Below are 17,727 nucleotides of genomic sequence, written 5' to 3' on the forward strand. Positions count from 1 at the left end.
CTTGATTTATGGCAGATAAGAGCGAAGCACAGTGGTATTTCCATCTAATGTATAAGAACCCAGATTGGCTGGCAAGAGATAACATTGTCCAGCTTTCAATTCAATGTTGTCTGATTCAGCATGTGCCCACTCCAGAGTTCCTTCTCCTTCACAGACAACGAGAATCGTGAAGCTGTCAGGATTGGTGGAGAGTTCCCAACGTTTATTCACAACCCCTTTTTCAACTACAAAATAAGGGCATTCCGCAAGCTTGAGCCATTCACCAGGAGTAGCGTTATTTGTTTTCATCGTTGAGGCACCTGCGCCCTCATAGGCGGTGACATTTAATGAGTCTTCAACATGCAACTCACGTGGTTTGCCATCCAGCCCTGGACGATTGTAATCGTATATCCGGTACGTCGTATCCGAGTTTTGCTGAATCTCAGCGACAACGACACCTGCACAGAGCGCATGCACTGTTCCAGCAGGGATAAAGAACGTATCACCAGCTTCTACAGGCACCTGACGAAGGGTATCCATCACCGTGCCGTTTTCCAATGCTTCTTTTAATGTTGCCCGATCAACGCCTTCATTCAACCCGTAGATGATGTGTGCGCCCGGTTTTGCGTCGAGTACATACCACATTTCTGTTTTGCCAAGCTCGCCAGGAGGCAGTGCCTCATACTCGTCTGTTGGATGAACCTGAACGGACAGGTCATCGTTGCAGTCAAGCAGCTTAATCAGAAGGGGGAAACGGCCGCCTTTTTCGGAAACGCCTTTGGTTCCAAGCCATTCGGTGCCCAGTTGTTCACGAACTTCATCCAGACCCTTGCCAGCAAGTGCTCCATTTAATACCTTGGTTGTACCGTTTGGATGATCCGCAATCATCCATCCTTCTCCGATATGTCCTTCAGGGGGCGTAAGGCCGAATTGCTCCAGCGCACGACCGCCCCACACACGTTCTTTGAATTCAGGTTGGAATTGTAATGGGTATGGCGTAGACATCAGTAATCTCTCCTCTAGTATATGAAGTGGTGGATCGCTTTAATCAGTCATGGGCATGTAGTCGCCATGAGCAAACAAGTGAATACGTTTGCATATGTAGATGTAGAACACAGATCGCAGTAAGAAAAAGCCGTTAATAGCTCGCCTTGCGATTGTGTCTAGTTTATTGTATTTGGTGAACAAAGGAAATTATTTTTTCTCGATTCCGATCAGAAAAGGAGAAGTTTCTCGCTGCAATTGGCGATACATCACAACCTGTGCCTGTTCCACCGGCAGGGCAGAGGACCATTCCAATACGGCTGATGCTTCCTGTGCGCCTCCGTCATGACCGGGGTAGAGCACAACCGTAATGATTCCGCGAGGGCGTAATAAAGTGAGTGCAGCCTCGAGTGCAGCGATCGTGCTATCAGTTTCGGTTATGATGGAGGAATCTGCACTCTCTGAAGGCAGGTACCCCAGATTGAACATAACTGCACCAACCGCACCAGGCCATGACTCAGGTACCGCTTCTGTCATTCGATCATGGCTTAGTTGAAGCATGGAGATGGAGCCAAGTTTGGCTTCGTCGGTTCGTTTTCGAATCCGGGCCTGTGCCAGTGTGAGGGCTTCACTTTGAATATCGAATCCAATGACTTGACCACGCCTGCCAACTTGTTGTGCCAAAAATAGTGTGTCTGCTCCTGTACCCACCGTTGCATCTATGGCCAGATCACCTGGCTGAAGACGGGAAGCGATCCACTGATGCGCACAGCTGAGAACTGAAAGAAAGCCCATCTATGCTCGCCTCCAATACTTACCTTGCCAGGAATCCCGCTCACGCAACTCACGATCAATGGAGTTCAACACTTCCCATTTGTTCATGGACCACATTGGTCCAATCAGCAGATCACGCGGTGCGTCGCCTGTAAGACGGTGTACGACCATTTCCGGTGGAAGCATCTCCAGTGTATCTACGATCAGTTTGATGTACTCATCCTGTTCCAGAAAACGTAAAAGTCCGGCTTCGTATTGCTTCACCATCGGTGTTTTGCGCATGAGATGTAACAGGTGAATCTTGATTCCCTGTACATCCATATTGGCAACTGCCCGTCCAGTGTCCAGCATCATCTCATGTGTCTCTTGAGGCAGACCATATATGATATGTGTACACACTCGTATATTCCGTTTGCGCAGTTTCTCAACCGCTTCTTCGTAACACTTCGTGTCGTGCGCCCGATTAATCAATGTTGATGTGGAATCATGGATCGTTTGAAGTCCCATCTCAACCCACAGATAGGTGCGTTCGTTCAGTTCAGCCAAATAATCAACAACGTCATCTGGCAAACAATCCGGGCGAGTGGCGATGGACAAACCAACAACACCGGGTTGCTCAAGAATTTCTTCAAAATATTCGCGCAGCTCCTCAACCGGAGCATACGTGTTCGTATAGGCTTGGAAGTAGCCAATATAATGGGCTGTAGGCCACTTGAGGTGCTGTTTATCTCGAATTGTATTAAATTGGGTGACCAGATCTTCACGTCTGCTGCCAGCAAAATCGCCTGATCCACGCGCACTGCAGAAGGTGCAACCACCTTTGGCGATGGAACCGTCGCGGTTGGGACAGGTGAATCCAGCATCCAGCATCACTTTGAAAACCTTATTGTTAAACTGATCACGCATCTCATAATTCCAGGTATGGAATCGTTTATCTCCCCACAACATAGGGGACTGTAATGCAGGTGCATTCATCTTCAGGGTACTCCTTTGGCTGTCGAATTACAGTAATCATACGTGAACAAAAGAAGAAGCGCTATGCGATTTCCGTCATAGACGATGGATAGCGATTATAGGGGTCTTCATGAACTTTAGTATTTTGCATTATTCGATTTGAATCGCTCACGGGTACAAGATATGGACAGGAAAAATCATCCTGATCCATATCTTGCTGATTGGAAGACGCTTATGGGATTTATGCAAAATGCTCACTTTATCATTGTATCAAAAAACTAAAAAAAAAGGGAATCGAAACGCAAAAATAGGCCGTAAAATCAAGGGTTTCTCCTTGCTATAGTTTACACCTTGTGTTATATTTAAATCAGCGTCAGACACCATCTAGTGGGTATTATTCATCATAGCATTTGAATCAAGATTGACGTCATGGACCATACTATACCGTGAGGTGATATGAATGAATTCCCAAGTTAAAAACAATGAATTGAATCGTGTGTCTGTTGAATTGACGGCAGAAGAAGCACTGGCTTTAACAGGTGTTCGTTTTAATGGAAATCCGAAAGTGAAAGCGGCTGCAAGACAAAAAGTTCGCGATGCTTTCGAAAAGACATTTGATTTTTCACACCAAGATAAGGTAGACTATGAACTACTAAAGTAGTTGGACCCCAATTCCAAATAAATCGAAGAGGGAATCTTTGAGATTTGCCCAAAGTGGCAGATCCGAAGATTCCCTTTTCATTGCTCTTTACAATTTGCCAGTTCTTCGGCAAAATAAGTCTGAGACAAGTATGGGACAAACGGAGGAATAAAATGCGTTTACGTGGCAGAAAAGGGATAAGAGAAAATCTGGAGCAACAAGTTGATCTTGTTGTACTGGACCCCAAGCAACATAAAGGAAAATGGTCTGAACTGTTTGGCAATGAGCATCCGATCTTCGTGGAATTTGGTATGGGTAAAGGTCAATTTATCAGCCAAATGAGTTATAAATATCCGGAATTTAATTTCATCGGTATTGATATGTATGATGAACTGGTGCGTCGTGCCAGTGAGAAAGCTCGTAATGCGTGGAGTCAGGCTGATGTGGAGACACCCCCTAACCTGAAGCTTGCGCTGGCAAATATTGAACAGATCGAGGAAGTTTTTGAGCCGGAAGAACTGGAGCGCATTTATTTGAACTTCAGTGATCCTTGGCCAAAAGCAAAGCATGCACGTCGCCGGTTGACGCATCCGCGCTTCCTGAAGAAATATACGGAATTGCTTAATCCAAAAGGTCAGATTCATTTCAAAACCGATTCGGAGACGCTGTTTGATTTCTCACTCAACGCCATTGCCGATTTCGGCCTGCAAATGACCAATATTTCTTTGAATCTGCATCGCGATGGACTAAACGAAGAACATGTGATGACCGAGTACGAGCAGAAATTCATGGGCAAAGGTATGAACATTCACCGGGTTGAAGTGATTGTTGGTGAAGAGGCCCTGCGTGAGTATCAGCAGACACGTCTGGACAAGTATAAAGTTCGTGAAGCTTCGGATGAGTCCGGCGAAGATCAGGAACAGGAATAAATCGAAATCTAACTTAAACTTATCAAAGAAGAGCGACACATGAGGTGAATGATTCATTCTCATAGGTCGCTCTTTTTTTGCATTAACAACAATGTGCAATGCTCCATAAACTCAAGCCTGGTATGATTTCAAAAGTTCTCTGAATGAAACTCTTTGCGACGATAATCGTTTGGTGTAACACCATTGAACTTTTTGAACATGCGATAGAAGTATGAACTGTTGGTGAATCCAGTTCTCTCGGCAATGTCGGCAACGGAGTTCTCCGTTTCCACCAGCAGATGCTGGGCCTTGGCTATGCGGGTTTCGTTAATCACGTCCGTGAGCCCTTTCAGGGTGAGCTGTTTGTAGAGCCTGCTTACATAGATGGGCGACATGTTAAGCTCATCTGCGATAGAAGTTAGACATAGATTGGGGTCCGCATAGTCCCGCTCAATAATGCCATTGATTTTACGAATCAACTCTTCGTGCTTCAGTGTACGTTTCTCCTCGACTTTGGAACCAAGCTCATCAAACATCCGATAGAAGTGTTCATGTACTTCACTGATGTCTTCAGCGTCTTTGACAGGCAGCATTAGACCATCCGAGACTGAATCAAGCGTGAGTTGATTATTCTTCTTGAGGGTATTTCGTACATGGTTCAGTGTCATCGTCAGATGGGATAAGGCTAGCTGGAAGACGGTAAATGGATATGCGGCTGTTTCGCCGACGATATCTGCATAGACTTGTTTGGCTTCTCGCGTCTTGCCTGTCATTAGATGGTCGACAAGCTGTCTTTCCTTACCTGCTGGGAAGGCGTACTCCTTGGCGTGATAAGCCATGATGTCAGAGGTATAGATCAGACAGCCCGGTCCCATGAACAAACGATGCAGTGAGGCTTCGGCTGATCTGGTGTAGGATGCAATACTGTCTTCCAATGAATCTTCTTCCGTGCCGATCGTACAGGAGATAGAGCATTTCAAATGGGTCATTACAGCAGCCTGCATCATGCGCAGCAGCTCCTCGATCGGATGATGAGCAGGTTGCCCAAGTTCATGGTTTTCCGCTTTTTCATTGAAGATGAGTGTGATCAGATCACCGCCCATGTCCACAGCTTCCGCATTGTAGTGGAGATCGGCTGTCTCAGTGCATATGTTCATCATGGCGTATTTTACAAGCTGGGTCTCATCACGATACGTTTCGCAGAATTCGGTAAAATGGTCAATACGGAGCAATACCAGCCTGGATGTACGCTGAACATCAATGGAGGAACCGTAGAACTTCATCCGTTCTTCCAGCATACCACCAGTTACTGTTTCGCGGCCCTGTAGGGCCCCTCGTAGAAAATCCTGCCGTAACAAATGAAGACTGCCACGTCGCTCTGCTTCCATCACACGTAAACGAACAAGCACCTTGTCAATAGGGTGATATAGTTTTCGGGAAACAAGGTAAGAGAGCAGTAAGCCTGCGAAGAGAAGTCCAACACAAAACAGAACGGTATGTGTGCGCATACTCCGTATATCTGAGGTAATCAGATCATAAGGTGTTATTCTCACATAACGCCAACCCAGGTCATCGGGAGCGGTATAGGTGATGAGAGATTTTTCTCCGTCGACCTTCTCGGTAAAGTAAGCTGACTGCTCCGTATCCTGCATAATTGGCTTCATAAAAGCTTCGCTGGAAAGATTTTTCATCAATGCACGGTCGCCAAAGTCAGATAAAAGGTCTCCATTCTCATTTACAATAAAGGTTTTGCCTGGTTGATCCACAGCATTCATATTCGGACTGAGCCAATCATCCTTGATATTAACGATGACAGCATAGTTTAGCTTTGCGTTATCATTAATCGTGTCATAACAGAGATAGGTGTAGCTGTTAACCTCTGTTGCTTCGGTAGAGCCGACCTGATATGTACGCGGGATGGGCACAAAAGGTTTATAGTCATGGAAGCGTTGGAGGATGCTTGTAATCCCCTGATCATCGATCTCCGAGATGGACTGCTGCCCATTGCGCACGTTGGAACTGATATAGAATTCATTACTTTTGGAGTTATATACATAGATGGATTCGATAAAGGGAAGGGACATACGGTAGTTGTCTAGCTGCTCCATCGCCGATGTGATCTCATAGATATTTGGTTTGGAATAAAGCAGTAATGAAGAGATGGTGTAGTCCTGATAGATCTGATATGACAATGATTTTGCAGTCTCGGTCATTTTCGCCACTTCACGGCTGGTTTGAGTAAGACTGTTCATATCTGTACGATACACCTGACGAAGAGCAATCCGATTATAGTTGACGTACAAAATAGTAGAAGCCACAAGTAAGGTAGCGACGGTACTGATAATAATGCCGATCAGAATCCGTGTGAAGACCTTCTGACTGTCCTCTGAACGTTTACGCATTCATCTTCCCCCTCGAACCACCTGTTTTGGGTGAACAACATAGAATTTCATATACATAAGTGGGGCTTCATACATGGATGAGCAGAAGAGCAAGAGTAACTTGAATTATATATTATGTATGCGTTTACATCAATGCTGGACAGGCCATTTTGCCTGTTTTCTCTACATAAAGTTCAACTTTCGCTGGATTGTTCACTAGGTGTAGCCTATGCACGATATCAACATTTGTGAACGGATGTGTGTGGATGTCTGTTCATTTCATGGTTCGTTCATTTTGTTCATAGTTCATTTCGCAGAATCGTTCATTTTCTGAAGGGAAGCTTCAGTATCCGTGAGTGAAGAGAGCATCTACAATAAAAAGAGAGCTCCACCACGCAGCACCGCAAGAAATTCGGGAGGGATCGAGCCATGCTCAAAGAATTGAACAAAAACAAAATCATGTTTCTGATGCTGTTGCCCACGCTGATCTTTTTTCTGATTAACTCGTATTTTCCGATGGTCGGCATCTATTATGCGTTCACCCGGTATGATTTTGAAGGCGGATTATTTGGTAGTCCATTTGTCGGTCTGGAGAACTTTAAGTTCCTGTGGCAATCCGGAATGCTGCTGAAGCTCACAACCAACACTGTGGGTTACAATCTCGCCTTCATTATATTAGGAAACGGTCTGGCGATCTTCTGTGCGATCATGCTTAGCGAAATCCGGGGCAGGTTATTCAAAAAAATCACGCAATCCGTCATGTTCTTGCCGTATTTCATCTCATTTGTACTATTGAGTGTAATCGCTTACAACATGTTTAACTACGAGTCGGGTTTTGTGAACACGGTGCTCAAACGTTTTGAGGCCGGTCCAGTCGACATTTATAACACACCCTGGATCTGGGTGTTCCTGATCATCATCTTTTATCTGTGGAAAAATCTTGGATACAGCATGGTCATCTATCTGGCCGCCATAACGGGGATCAGTGACGAGTATTATGAAGCTGCCCGAATCGACGGGGCCAATATTTTTCAGCGGATCTGGTACATTACGGTACCGATGTTGAAGCCAACCTTTGTCATCCTATTGTTGTTCTCGCTCGGCAGCATCATGAAGGGACAGTTTGACCTGTTCTATCAACTGATTGGCAACAACGGGGTGCTATACAACGCTACAGATATTATTGATACGTATGTGTATCGTTCTCTGAAAGTAACGTTTGATATCGGGATGGCAACGGCTGCTGGTCTCTATCAGTCCTTATTTGGATTCATTTTGATCATGACCGTCAACTATATTATCCGCAAAGTAAATGAGGACTACGCCTTGTTCTAGAACGCCCGCAGGGCAGGAGGGAGAACGATCATGAACACGCCAATGAATACTCACACGCGTACGAATACTCGTCTCAGAGATTCGGAATTCACTTTCATGTTTCAACTGATTTCCTACAGCTTCATCATCATTTTATCCATCATGTGCTTGCTACCGTTTCTGCTGATCCTATCCGGTTCATTCAGCAGCAACGAGTCCATTGTGAGGGATGGTTATCACCTCTTTCCAACGGACTTTTCCCTGGAAGGTTACAAAATGGTGTTCAAATTCCCGACTCAGGTACTCAAAGCTTATGGGGTAACGGTCTTTACAACGGTGGTGGGGACTACGCTAGGGCTGTTTCTCATCACGATGGCCGGATTTGTGCTCCAGCGTAAGGACTTTAAATATCGGAATACGTTCTCGTTTTTTATCTACTTCACAACCCTGTTCGGTGGGGGACTTGTGCCTTGGTACATTATGCTGGCGAACTACTTCAATCTCACAGATACGTACACCGTACTTATTTTCCCGGGGTTGATGACGCCATTCCTCATTATCCTGATGAAAAACTTCATTCGCTCGGCAGTGCCGGATGAATTGATTGAGTCCGCCAAAATTGATGGAGCGAATGACTTCCGCATCTATTTCAGCATTGTGTTGAAACTGGCGATGCCTGGTATCGCCACCGTAGGTCTGTTCCTGGCATTGGGTTACTGGAATGACTGGTTTACCTCATCCCTCTTCATTAACAACCCGGATATGTACCAACTGCAATTTTATCTCTACAACACGATGAACACGATTACATTCATTGACCAGATGGCGATTGGCACAGGGATCACACTCAGTCAGGATGTGCCTACGGAATCAACCAAGATGGCAATGGCTATCGTTGTAACGGGACCGATTTTGTTCCTGTATCCGTTTGTACAACGTTATTTTGTCAAAGGACTCACCATTGGTGCAGTGAAAGGTTAGAACGTGAACACGCTGTGGGTGTCAGGCTGCTGGCATCATTTCCGGTCTGAAACATGGCGAGTCTGCGCTAACATATAAAGGTTCACCACAAAAAGGGAGGATGCGTATGCGTAACAAAACAATTCGGCACCTGTCTCTGGTACTTGCCCTGATGTTGTTCGCCGGGGTACTTGCCGCATGTAATAACGGTTCGGGGGGATCGACGCAAGGAAGCGAGCAGGGAGGAACATCCGGGAACAAAGGCGAGAAAGTCACGCTTCAATTTTACATGCTTGGGGATGCTCCGAAAGATCTGCCTGTTATTGAATCCGAGATCAATAAGCTGGCGGAGGCTGATCTGAACGTCAATGTGAAATTCAACTACACCTCATGGACCGACTGGGATCAAAAATATAAACTGCTGCTGTCTTCGGGACAGCCGATCGATCTGATCTTCACAGCGGATTGGACATTCTACCAGTCCTATGCCAAGAAGGGTGCGTTCCTGCCACTGGACGAAATGTTGCCTACAGCAGCGCCAGCACTGAAAGCTCATGTCCCTGATGACATGTGGAATGCTGTCAAAATCAATGACAAAATCTATACTGTTCCATCCACTTGGATTGAGTATGTAACCGAGGGGATTGCGTACCGTGAGGACTTGCGCGAGAAGTACAATCTTCCAAAACCGGAATCATTGGAGACGCTTGAAGCGTATCTGGAGGGCATCAAAGCCAACGAACCCAATATGATTCCTATTGCGGATAGCAATGCCAACCATACCCATGGTATTCGTCAATTGACATCCAAGCTGGTTAATACAGCAGGTCAACTTCCATATGGACTGGATATTATGTATGACACACCATCAACCGTGACGTCCTACTGGGGATCCGCGCAACACCTGGAAGACCTGAAAACATACAAACGTTGGATGGATAAAGGATTTTTCCCGAAAAACGTACTGAATGTAAAAGATACATCCAACTCGTTGTTGCAAAATGGAAAAGCGGCTGTTGTTCTGTCTGGGGAAAACCCTAACAAATTTAATGCAGATGTAATCAAGGTGCAGTCTACGCATCCAGATTGGAAACTGGCTTATTTCCCTTACCCGAATGCAAAAGGGTTTGCACAACCGGTTCACCCGATCCACAATGGTTTTGCGATTCCGCGTAGCAGTAAAAACCCGGAAAAAGCATTGGCATTTTATGAGAAACTGGTGACAGATAAACGATATAACTGGTTGACTGAATACGGCGTTGAAGGCAAAAACTTCGAGGTAGATAATGGATACTACAAAATGGTCGGAGATGCACAAACAAACGGCTTCCCGCGTGAGGGCATGAATGGGTGGGCTTGGCGTAATCCGGAATTCATGCTCTATGATAAAACCTTTGATGACGTGCTGACCATGTTTGAAGATCTCGACAAAATCAAAAAGCCGGATATCTTTACAGGATTTGCTGAAGACTGGACTCCGTACCAAGCCGAGAAGGCTGCATTGGAACAAGTGGAAAAACAATATTTGTATCCGCTTAATGTAGGTTTGGTGGCAGACGTAGAGGCTGGATTGAACACATTTATGGAGAAGGCGAAGCAAGCAGGATTGGAAAAAATTCAGGCAGAATACACCAAGCAGTGGCAGGAGTACTTGGAGTCAACAGGCATTCAATAATTTGTAATTTTCTTCATAAAGAAAAGGTGCCTTCAAATCCGAAGGCACCTTTTCAATGTGGTTGCAGGCTTGTTTGAAGCCGTTGGTTAGAGGCATGATTGGATAAAGATTACGGGAAGCAGCACTTTATTTGGATAAATTCATAAACGGGCCTCTTCTGCGGATGAAGGACGAACGTCCTCCAGCAGATCGATAATACTTTGAGCGCTCTGCATCGGATGAACCTTGGCGATTTCGGCCAGATGACGTTTGCGTTTACGTACAACATCCGGGTAGTGATGCAACAGCTTGTTCATCCATTTGACCACTACGTCATGCGAAGTTATGGGTTCTCCCAATCCTCTTGCCGTAAAATAATGGACGTTTTCTTCTTCCTGACCAGGTATAGGGTTGTGGAACAACATTGGAATTCCTTTGGCTAAGCCTTCACTGCATGTCATTCCCCCAGGTTTGGTGATCAGCAGGTCGGATACTTCCATCAATTTGTCCACTTCGTTAGTGTACCCCATAATATGAATGTTTTCTTTGCGATACATGGGGTTCTGTTCCATGCTGATCCGTGCTTTATCATTGCGACCCAGACAAAAAATGATCTGAATATCTTCATGCCAGCGTGTCAGCAGCGGGTGGACCAGCTTGTCACTGAGCATTCCCCAGCCGCCACCCATCACCAGTACAGTAGGCATGTTCTTGAGGTTAAATCTGTTTCGAATCTCTTCTCGCCCGGGATGCTCCCAGAAATTTGGATGTACCGGAATGCCCGTGACTCGAATGTTGTCTGTAGGTACGCCGCGTAGCATTAGTTTGGACTTAACCTCATCTGAAGAAACCAGATAAAGATCTACTTCACGGTTAATCCACGTCCCATGTGCATCATAGTCGGTGATGACTGTGCATAGGGGAACCTGTACACCCAGACGCTTCAGTCTGGATATGACAGCACTTGGAATCGGATGTGTACAGACGATTGCATCGGGACGTAACTGGCGCACAACGCTGCGTGTATGTGTATAGAACAGTTTATGCAGCGCCAGTGTTGTCAGCCTGTTTAATGATTTTTTATATTGGTGTCTGTATACGTATCCGACAAGTTTGGGTTGGTTGGTAACCGTTTTTTTGTATGCTGTTATAATCAGAGGTGCAACCTTGGGATTTAAGAAACTTCCCAGTTCAAGCACTTTTGTCTGCACGTCTGGCGAAAGCTTTCGCAAATTGCTGGACAGTGCATAGGCGGCTTGAGTATGACCCGTACCAAAGCCTTCAGATAATAGTAATACTCTTTTTTTCTCCACGCTTGCTTCACCTGTTCCTGCTAGGTTTTTCTGAGTCTAACATATCGGCTTTAAGACCAGAATGCAACTGTTGCAAGTGCGACTAAAGTACCTATTGTGGCACCTGCCAGAACATCGGAAGGATAGTGTAATCCCAGATAAATTCGAGAGAATCCGACAATAAGGGCCACAGGCAACAATATTAGCAATAAGATCGGATCAGTGGTCATAAAGGGAACTGTGACCGAAAAAATGGCAGTTGTGTGCCCTGAAGGAAACGAGTGATCCGTCAGGGGATTACGGAACGTAATTGTATCCGGCAAGGCCAGATAAGGTCTAATGCGGGGATACAATTTTTTCGCGATGGCTACAGGAATGTGGCTGATCGCAAGAGCGATACAAGCCTGGAGTCCTGTTGTGCTCCATGGGGCTGGAGCAAGCAGCCAGATTAACAAGGATATTGCAATAGAAGATGTTGCTCCACCCAGATGGGTGAAATAATACAGCCAAAAATTCATAAAACGATTATGAAGTCGGCCGTTGATCCACATAAAAACATTTCGATCATAATCTTGAAACTTTAAGAATAAACGGCTCATATTGGCCTCCTGCCAGTCAGGCCGCCCGTAATGGCGGCATTATTTCCGGTGATTTTCTGCATCCGGTTTCGTCCTGATTAGTATATAACCGTTTTTCGTGAACTTGAGGTTATTTCAGGTATATGTTTATCATATTTTTAAATGTTGTCCTTTTCAAGAAGAACCCATGTAAAGAAAGTGAAATTCATGTTAAAGAGTGGATATATACCCATCTTAACTTTTTGACTTGGGTCAACCAAAAAAGATACAATGATTCAACATGGCTGAAATGAGGTAAAAAAATGTGAGTTCTGTTTCAAACTTTTTGAGTTCTGTTTGCGTTATATGTTATAGAGCCTCTGACGAAGAATAACATGCTGATGAAAAAAGCAGGGACTTTAGAAATAAAAATCAAGTAAACGGCTGAAAATAAGATATAACAGGCATGAATGCGAGGTTGTGGTATCACGAAGTGTCTATTCAGCGTTTAAAGATCACATTTCTGCTTCAAAAAGTGGAATTGGGGTTTTGACAAATGACTGAAAAGGATACAGAATCGATAAAGCAGCCAACTGATAGCAACCAAGCTTTGAAACATTGCCTGATATATTCACGTAGTACACAAAAGAACAGGGTCATATTCTGCAGATCAAAAAAAAAATAAATTGCAGAATCAGGAAGAGAAATGCTTGAGTAAACTGGGTTTTGAAAAAAAGGGGGTAACAGAGAACGATGTTGGACGCTATATTCGTCACGATGCAGGTCATTCTGGCACTGCTAGCCGTGTACCAATTCACGTTTTCGCTGTTCGGTCTGATTAAGAAAAAGAAAAAGAAACATTATCCGGCGACAAAATCATTCGCTGTACTCGTCGCAGCACACAATGAGGAACAAGTCATTGGTGCCTTGATGGAGAACTTGAAACAACTTGATTATCCGGAAGATCTGTACGATGTGTTTGTCATCTGTGACAACTGTACGGATGGAACGGCTCAAATTGTCAGAGAGCATGGATTAAACGCCTGTGTACGTACCAATGCCGATTTAAGAGGTAAAGGGTACGCCATCGAATGGATGCTTAAGTACCTGTGGAAATTGCCACGTCAGTATGACGCAGTTGTTATGTTTGACGCGGATAACCTGGTTGACCGTAACTTCTTGCTTGAGATGAATGATGACTTGAACAATGGTTCGCGTGTTATCCAAGGATACATTGATACGAAAAATCCGGAGGATTCCTGGATTACTGCAGCTTATGGTGTATCTTACTGGTACATCAACCGTCTGTGGCAGTTGTCTCGTCATAACTTGAATATGGCGAATTTCCTCGGAGGAACCGGAATGTGCTTTGAGACCAACCTGTTGAAGGAAATTGGTTGGGGTGCAACAAGTCTGGTTGAGGATTTGGAGTTTACGATGCGCAGTGTGCAACGTAATGTGTATCCTGTTTTCAACTATGACGCCAAAGTATTTGATGAGAAGCCATTAACATTCAAAGCTTCAGCGAGACAACGTCTGCGCTGGATGCAAGGTCACTTTACAGTTGCGCGTAGATACTTCTTCCCGTTGCTATGGCAGTCCATTAAGGAAAGAAGCCTGGTGAAATTCGACCTTGCTATCTATGGAGCCAATGTCTATGTGGTGTTGCTTACGTTCCTGATGACGGCTGTGATGTGGGTAGACATGGCTATATTCAGTGGTCCGCACATTGCTAATATTTATGGATACTTCCCGCTATGGGTTGGGTTCGTGGCTATTGGTTTGAACATTCTGACGTTCCTGTTGTCCATGGCGCTGGAGAAGGTTACCTTTGCCAAAGTTTATCTATATCTGATTTTGTTTCCGATCTACCTGCTGTCTTGGTACCCGATTACGTTCTACGCTTTCTTTACGCAGAACAACAAACAGTGGAGCCACACTCAACATACACGTGTTGTACGGTTGGATGAGGTGCAAAGCAAACAAGGGTAAGGAACATGCATGCGATAATTTGTTGACATCTGATATCACAAATGTATAATTCACGAAAAATGTTGTGAAGAATGTTGACAATGTATTTCATGGGTGATATAGTATTCAAGTGCCTTAAAACGAATAGAAATGGAATCACAAGCAGAAGTCCGACTTCTCACCTGATCAACAAACATGTTGGCTGGTCAACGATCCCAATAATTTATGAAGTGTATACTCATGAAGAATTGTGTTGATTACAGGGATGTCGGTAGCTTGACCGGCATCCCTTTTATTTTTGTTTAACTGGATATTCAAAATGACCTGGAGGTGGACGATTATTAGTAAAGATCACATGATTAATGATGAGATTCGGGCGAAGGAAGTACGCCTTGTCGGAGCTGAAGGAGAACAAATTGGGATTACGCCCATTCGCGAAGCGCTGCAAATGGCGATTGACCTGAATTTGGATCTGGTCAATGTGGCACCACAGGCTAAACCGCCGGTGTGTCGTATTATGGACTATGGCAAATTCCGCTATGAGCAACAAAAGAAAGATAAAGAAGCCCGTAAGAACCAGAAAATTGTTGATATTAAAGAAGTATGGTTCCGTTCCAATATTGAGGAGCACGATTATCAAACGAAGCTTCGTAATGTAGTTAAGTTTTTGAACGAAGGCGACAAAGTGAAATGTTCTGTTCGTTATCGCGGACGTGAAATTGCACATGCCGCGATTGGTCAACGGATTTTGGAGCGCGTTAAGGTAGAAGTTGCAGAACTTTGTACTGTTGAACGTCAACCAAAATTGGAAGGCCGCAGTATGATCATGATCTTGGCTCCTAAAGCCTGATAACATTGGAGGAGGAAACACAAAATGCCTAAAATGAAAACACACAGCAGTTTGAAAGGACGCTTCAAAATTACCGGTTCCGGTAAGGTCCTTCGTTACAAAGCTCACAAAAACCACTTGCTTTCCCACAAATCCAAACGTGCTAAGCGCGTTCTGAACGGTAACCCAGTTATGGCTGCCGGGGATGTTAGACGTTTGAAACAAGGTTTGGCTAACTTGAAAGGCTAATTCTAATTAGTACATTCCGTATGGGGGATCGGCTACGGCCGTACACATACCACGGATATATTTATATTTATTTGGGAGGTTCTTTAATATGGCAAGAGTAAAAGGCGGTTTTGTAGTACGTCGTCGTCATAAAAAGGTTTTGAAACTGGCAAGAGGTTATTTCGGTTCCAAACACCGTATCTTTAAAACAGCTAACGAGCAAGTAATGAAATCCCTGGTATACGCATACCGTGACCGTCGCAACACGAAACGTAACTTCCGCAGACTGTGGATCGTTCGTATCAATGCAGCAGCACGTATGAATGGTTTGTCTTACAACAAACTGATCCATGGTTTGAAACTTGCTGGTGTAGACATGAACCGCAAAATGTTGGCTGATCTGGCCGTTAACGACATCAATGCGTTCAACTCTTTGGCTACTGTAGCTAAAGGCAAAATCAACGCTTAAATTGTATGATACAAGCCGCCGTACCTATATGGCGGCTTTTTTTACGGCTTGGGAGAAATTCGAAGATGAATCTCTGAATGAGTAGAGCGAATAGGCTGTAGTCTGGAGGGGAACAATGAAACCAGATAACTGGTTGAATAACCGTCCATGAGAATACATAAAATACGAATGGTGAAATAATACAAATAAAAACAGGTAAATCCCACTCATCACTAAAGTTCACGATATGTTTTTGTTATATAACATCACATCGTTGTAACGTTAGTGTGTTAAAACGCTAAATTATTAAGCGTTTTCAATAAAAAAAGAACAAAAATATGTGATATTTGGTGATGAAACATCTGGATTTTAACACTGGTTGATTGTATAATCACCTCTAGTAGGCTAGTCCTAGATTTTTCTCTCCATGTCATAATGTTCGGTTTTTCGACAGATGATAAGATGCTTCAAGGGTGAGAATGCGCTTTTAATGTCGAAGAAACCATACATTCTGCATAAAAGTCATTCCTGCTATCTGTTAACCGTTCAATTGTAGGCTGGATTGGAATGAGGGATATATCATTAAGGGGGAAAAAGAGAAATGAAAAAGATGCTCAGCTTGTCTTTGGTAATGTTGCTGGCGGTATCGGTTATGCTCGCAGGTTGCGGTAGCAAACCGAAAGAAGAAACAAATGCCGGAGGAGATACAGGTGGCACATCCACTGAAGCGAAATCCGATCTCAAAATCGGTATGGTTACTGACGTAGGTGGAGTTAATGACAAATCCTTTAACCAATCCGCTTGGGAAGCTCTGCAAGCGACCGAAACAGAAACAGGTACTGCTGTTAAATACCTGCAAAGTAAATCCGATGAAGAGTACATTCCTAACCTGAACGAATTCGTTAAAAATGGATATGATCTAACTTGGGGTATCGGTTATCAGTTGGAGAAAGCTATCAAAGCAGTAGCTGATCAGAATCCAGACTCCAAGCTTGCGATTATTGACAGTGTAGTTGATGCTCCAAATGTTAAGTCCGTAACTTTTGCTGAAGAAGAAGGGTCCTTCCTCGTAGGTGTAGTTGCAGGATTGACTACAAAAACGAACAAAATTGGTTTTGTAGGTGGAGCTGAAAGTACTCTCATCAAAAAATTTGAAGTAGGTTTCAGAGAAGGCGTTAAGGCTGTTAATCCGGATGCTCAATTTATTCCAAACTACACAGGTGCTTTTGATAAGCCTGACCTGGGTAAAGCAGCAGCTGCTACAATGTACAACCAAGGCGTAGACATCATCTTCCACGCTTCGGGTGCTACAGGTAATGGTGTGTTCAACGAAGCAATCGCTCGTAAGAAACAAGGTCAAGAAGTATGGGTTATCGGTGTTGACAAAGACCAATCCCTTGAGTTTGGTGATGAAGTAACATTGACTTCCATGATCAAAAAAGTTGACGAAGCTGTTAAACGCGTTAACAAAGAAGTAATTGATGGAACATTTAAAGGTGGTTCTGAGACTTTGACCTTGAAGGACAACGGTGTGGGAATTGCCGATACTTCGAAAGCTAATGTATCTGCTGAGACACTTGCTAAAGTAGAAGAGTACAAAGAAAAAATCATCAACGGCGAAATCAAAGTCCCTACGGAGTAATTTTGATGTTAGTCACAAATGAATAATCATTGGGGCCGGTCTTGACCGGCCTTATGATTGCAGGAACAGGAACATTTGATCAAGTTATCATAACAATTGTACAAGGTCACTAATCGCAAGAAAAACTTCAGCTAAGCGCGGTCTGTCTTCTTTGAAAGTACGTCGATAGACGTTTTTTTTTACGTTTGCGGAACCACACTATATCAGTTATA

General features: G+C 44.2%; 16 protein-coding genes. 10 read left to right on the plus strand and 6 right to left on the minus strand.

Translation table 11 applies throughout. The features are described 5' to 3' along the window. Positions 1-6: 6 nt before the first annotated feature. The 3 genes from F0220_RS08740 to F0220_RS08750 form a co-directional block, all read right to left on the minus strand. Positions 7-984: a type I phosphomannose isomerase catalytic subunit gene (locus F0220_RS08740; protein WP_105597932.1), complete on the minus strand. Its 978-nt coding sequence runs from the start codon at positions 982-984 to the stop codon at positions 7-9. Positions 985-1,173: 189 nt separating this feature from the next. Next, entirely contained in the window at positions 1,174-1,758 is a 585-nt protein-coding gene (locus F0220_RS08745; RefSeq protein WP_105597933.1) for a tRNA 5-(aminomethyl)-2-thiouridylate-methyltransferase MnmM, read from the minus strand. Continuing rightward, entirely contained in the window at positions 1,759-2,712 is a 954-nt protein-coding gene (locus F0220_RS08750; RefSeq protein WP_105597934.1) for a tRNA modification radical SAM protein MnmL/YtqA, read from the minus strand. Positions 2,713-3,151: 439 nt separating this feature from the next. Between F0220_RS08750 and F0220_RS08755 the strand changes: the two genes are divergently transcribed. Both F0220_RS08755 and trmB read left to right on the plus strand, forming a co-directional pair. Beyond that, positions 3,152-3,352, plus strand: a complete 201-nt coding sequence (locus tag F0220_RS08755; protein WP_105597935.1) for a hypothetical protein — start codon at positions 3,152-3,154, stop codon at positions 3,350-3,352. A gap of 152 nt (positions 3,353-3,504) precedes the next feature. After that, entirely contained in the window at positions 3,505-4,260 is a 756-nt protein-coding gene (gene trmB / locus F0220_RS08760; RefSeq protein WP_105597936.1) for a tRNA (guanosine(46)-N7)-methyltransferase TrmB, read from the plus strand. Positions 4,261-4,388: 128 nt separating this feature from the next. On the opposite strand, the gene F0220_RS08765 is transcribed toward trmB, so the two are convergent. After that, positions 4,389-6,641: an AraC family transcriptional regulator gene (locus tag F0220_RS08765; RefSeq protein ID WP_105597937.1), complete on the minus strand. Its 2,253-nt coding sequence runs from the start codon at positions 6,639-6,641 to the stop codon at positions 4,389-4,391. A gap of 408 nt (positions 6,642-7,049) precedes the next feature. On the opposite strand from F0220_RS08765, the gene F0220_RS08770 reads away from it, so the two are divergent. The 3 genes from F0220_RS08770 (at position 7,050) to F0220_RS08780 (ending at position 10,569) form a co-directional block, all read left to right on the plus strand. Then, on the plus strand, positions 7,050-7,955 hold the full coding sequence (locus F0220_RS08770) for an ABC transporter permease (RefSeq protein ID WP_017689672.1): 906 nt from the start codon (positions 7,050-7,052) through the stop codon (positions 7,953-7,955). 96 nt (positions 7,956-8,051) lie between these two features. Further along, a complete protein-coding gene (locus F0220_RS08775; RefSeq protein WP_370511436.1) occupies positions 8,052-8,915 on the plus strand; it encodes a carbohydrate ABC transporter permease in 864 nt (287 codons plus the stop codon). 100 nt (positions 8,916-9,015) lie between these two features. Beyond that, positions 9,016-10,569 carry an ABC transporter substrate-binding protein gene (locus F0220_RS08780; RefSeq protein WP_374954367.1) on the plus strand — a complete coding sequence of 518 codons (1,554 nt, stop codon included), beginning with the start codon at positions 9,016-9,018 and terminating at the stop codon, positions 10,567-10,569. Between the two features lie 140 nt (positions 10,570-10,709). Here F0220_RS08780 and F0220_RS08785 read toward each other — a convergent pair whose 3' ends face one another. Both F0220_RS08785 and F0220_RS08790 read right to left on the minus strand, forming a co-directional pair. After that, positions 10,710-11,861 carry an MGDG synthase family glycosyltransferase gene (locus tag F0220_RS08785; RefSeq protein ID WP_091014854.1) on the minus strand — a complete coding sequence of 384 codons (1,152 nt, stop codon included), beginning with the start codon at positions 11,859-11,861 and terminating at the stop codon, positions 10,710-10,712. Between the two features lie 50 nt (positions 11,862-11,911). After that, complete coding sequence (locus F0220_RS08790) at positions 11,912-12,439, minus strand: phosphatase PAP2 family protein (RefSeq protein WP_091014852.1); 528 nt, start codon at positions 12,437-12,439, stop codon at positions 11,912-11,914. Between the two features lie 711 nt (positions 12,440-13,150). On the opposite strand from F0220_RS08790, the gene F0220_RS08795 reads away from it, so the two are divergent. From F0220_RS08795 to F0220_RS08815, 5 genes are all read left to right on the plus strand, one after another. Further along, on the plus strand, positions 13,151-14,389 hold the full coding sequence (locus tag F0220_RS08795) for a glycosyltransferase family 2 protein (RefSeq protein ID WP_036610177.1): 1,239 nt from the start codon (positions 13,151-13,153) through the stop codon (positions 14,387-14,389). 334 nt (positions 14,390-14,723) lie between these two features. After that, a complete protein-coding gene (gene infC / locus F0220_RS08800) occupies positions 14,724-15,218 on the plus strand; it encodes a translation initiation factor IF-3 (protein WP_017689666.1) in 495 nt (164 codons plus the stop codon). Positions 15,219-15,242: 24 nt separating this feature from the next. Further along, entirely contained in the window at positions 15,243-15,446 is a 204-nt protein-coding gene (gene rpmI / locus F0220_RS08805; RefSeq protein ID WP_017689665.1) for a 50S ribosomal protein L35, read from the plus strand. Positions 15,447-15,534: 88 nt separating this feature from the next. After that, entirely contained in the window at positions 15,535-15,894 is a 360-nt protein-coding gene (gene rplT / locus F0220_RS08810) for a 50S ribosomal protein L20 (RefSeq protein WP_017689664.1), read from the plus strand. Positions 15,895-16,474: 580 nt separating this feature from the next. Then, the gene (locus F0220_RS08815; protein WP_105597939.1) at positions 16,475-17,515 is read left to right on the plus strand and encodes a BMP family lipoprotein; all 1,041 of its coding nucleotides are present in this window, start codon (positions 16,475-16,477) and stop codon (positions 17,513-17,515) included. Positions 17,516-17,727: the final 212 nt, after the last annotated feature.

The organism is Paenibacillus sp. 37 (assembly GCF_008386395.1).
Taxonomy (GTDB): Bacteria; Bacillota; Bacilli; order Paenibacillales; family Paenibacillaceae; genus Paenibacillus; species Paenibacillus amylolyticus_B.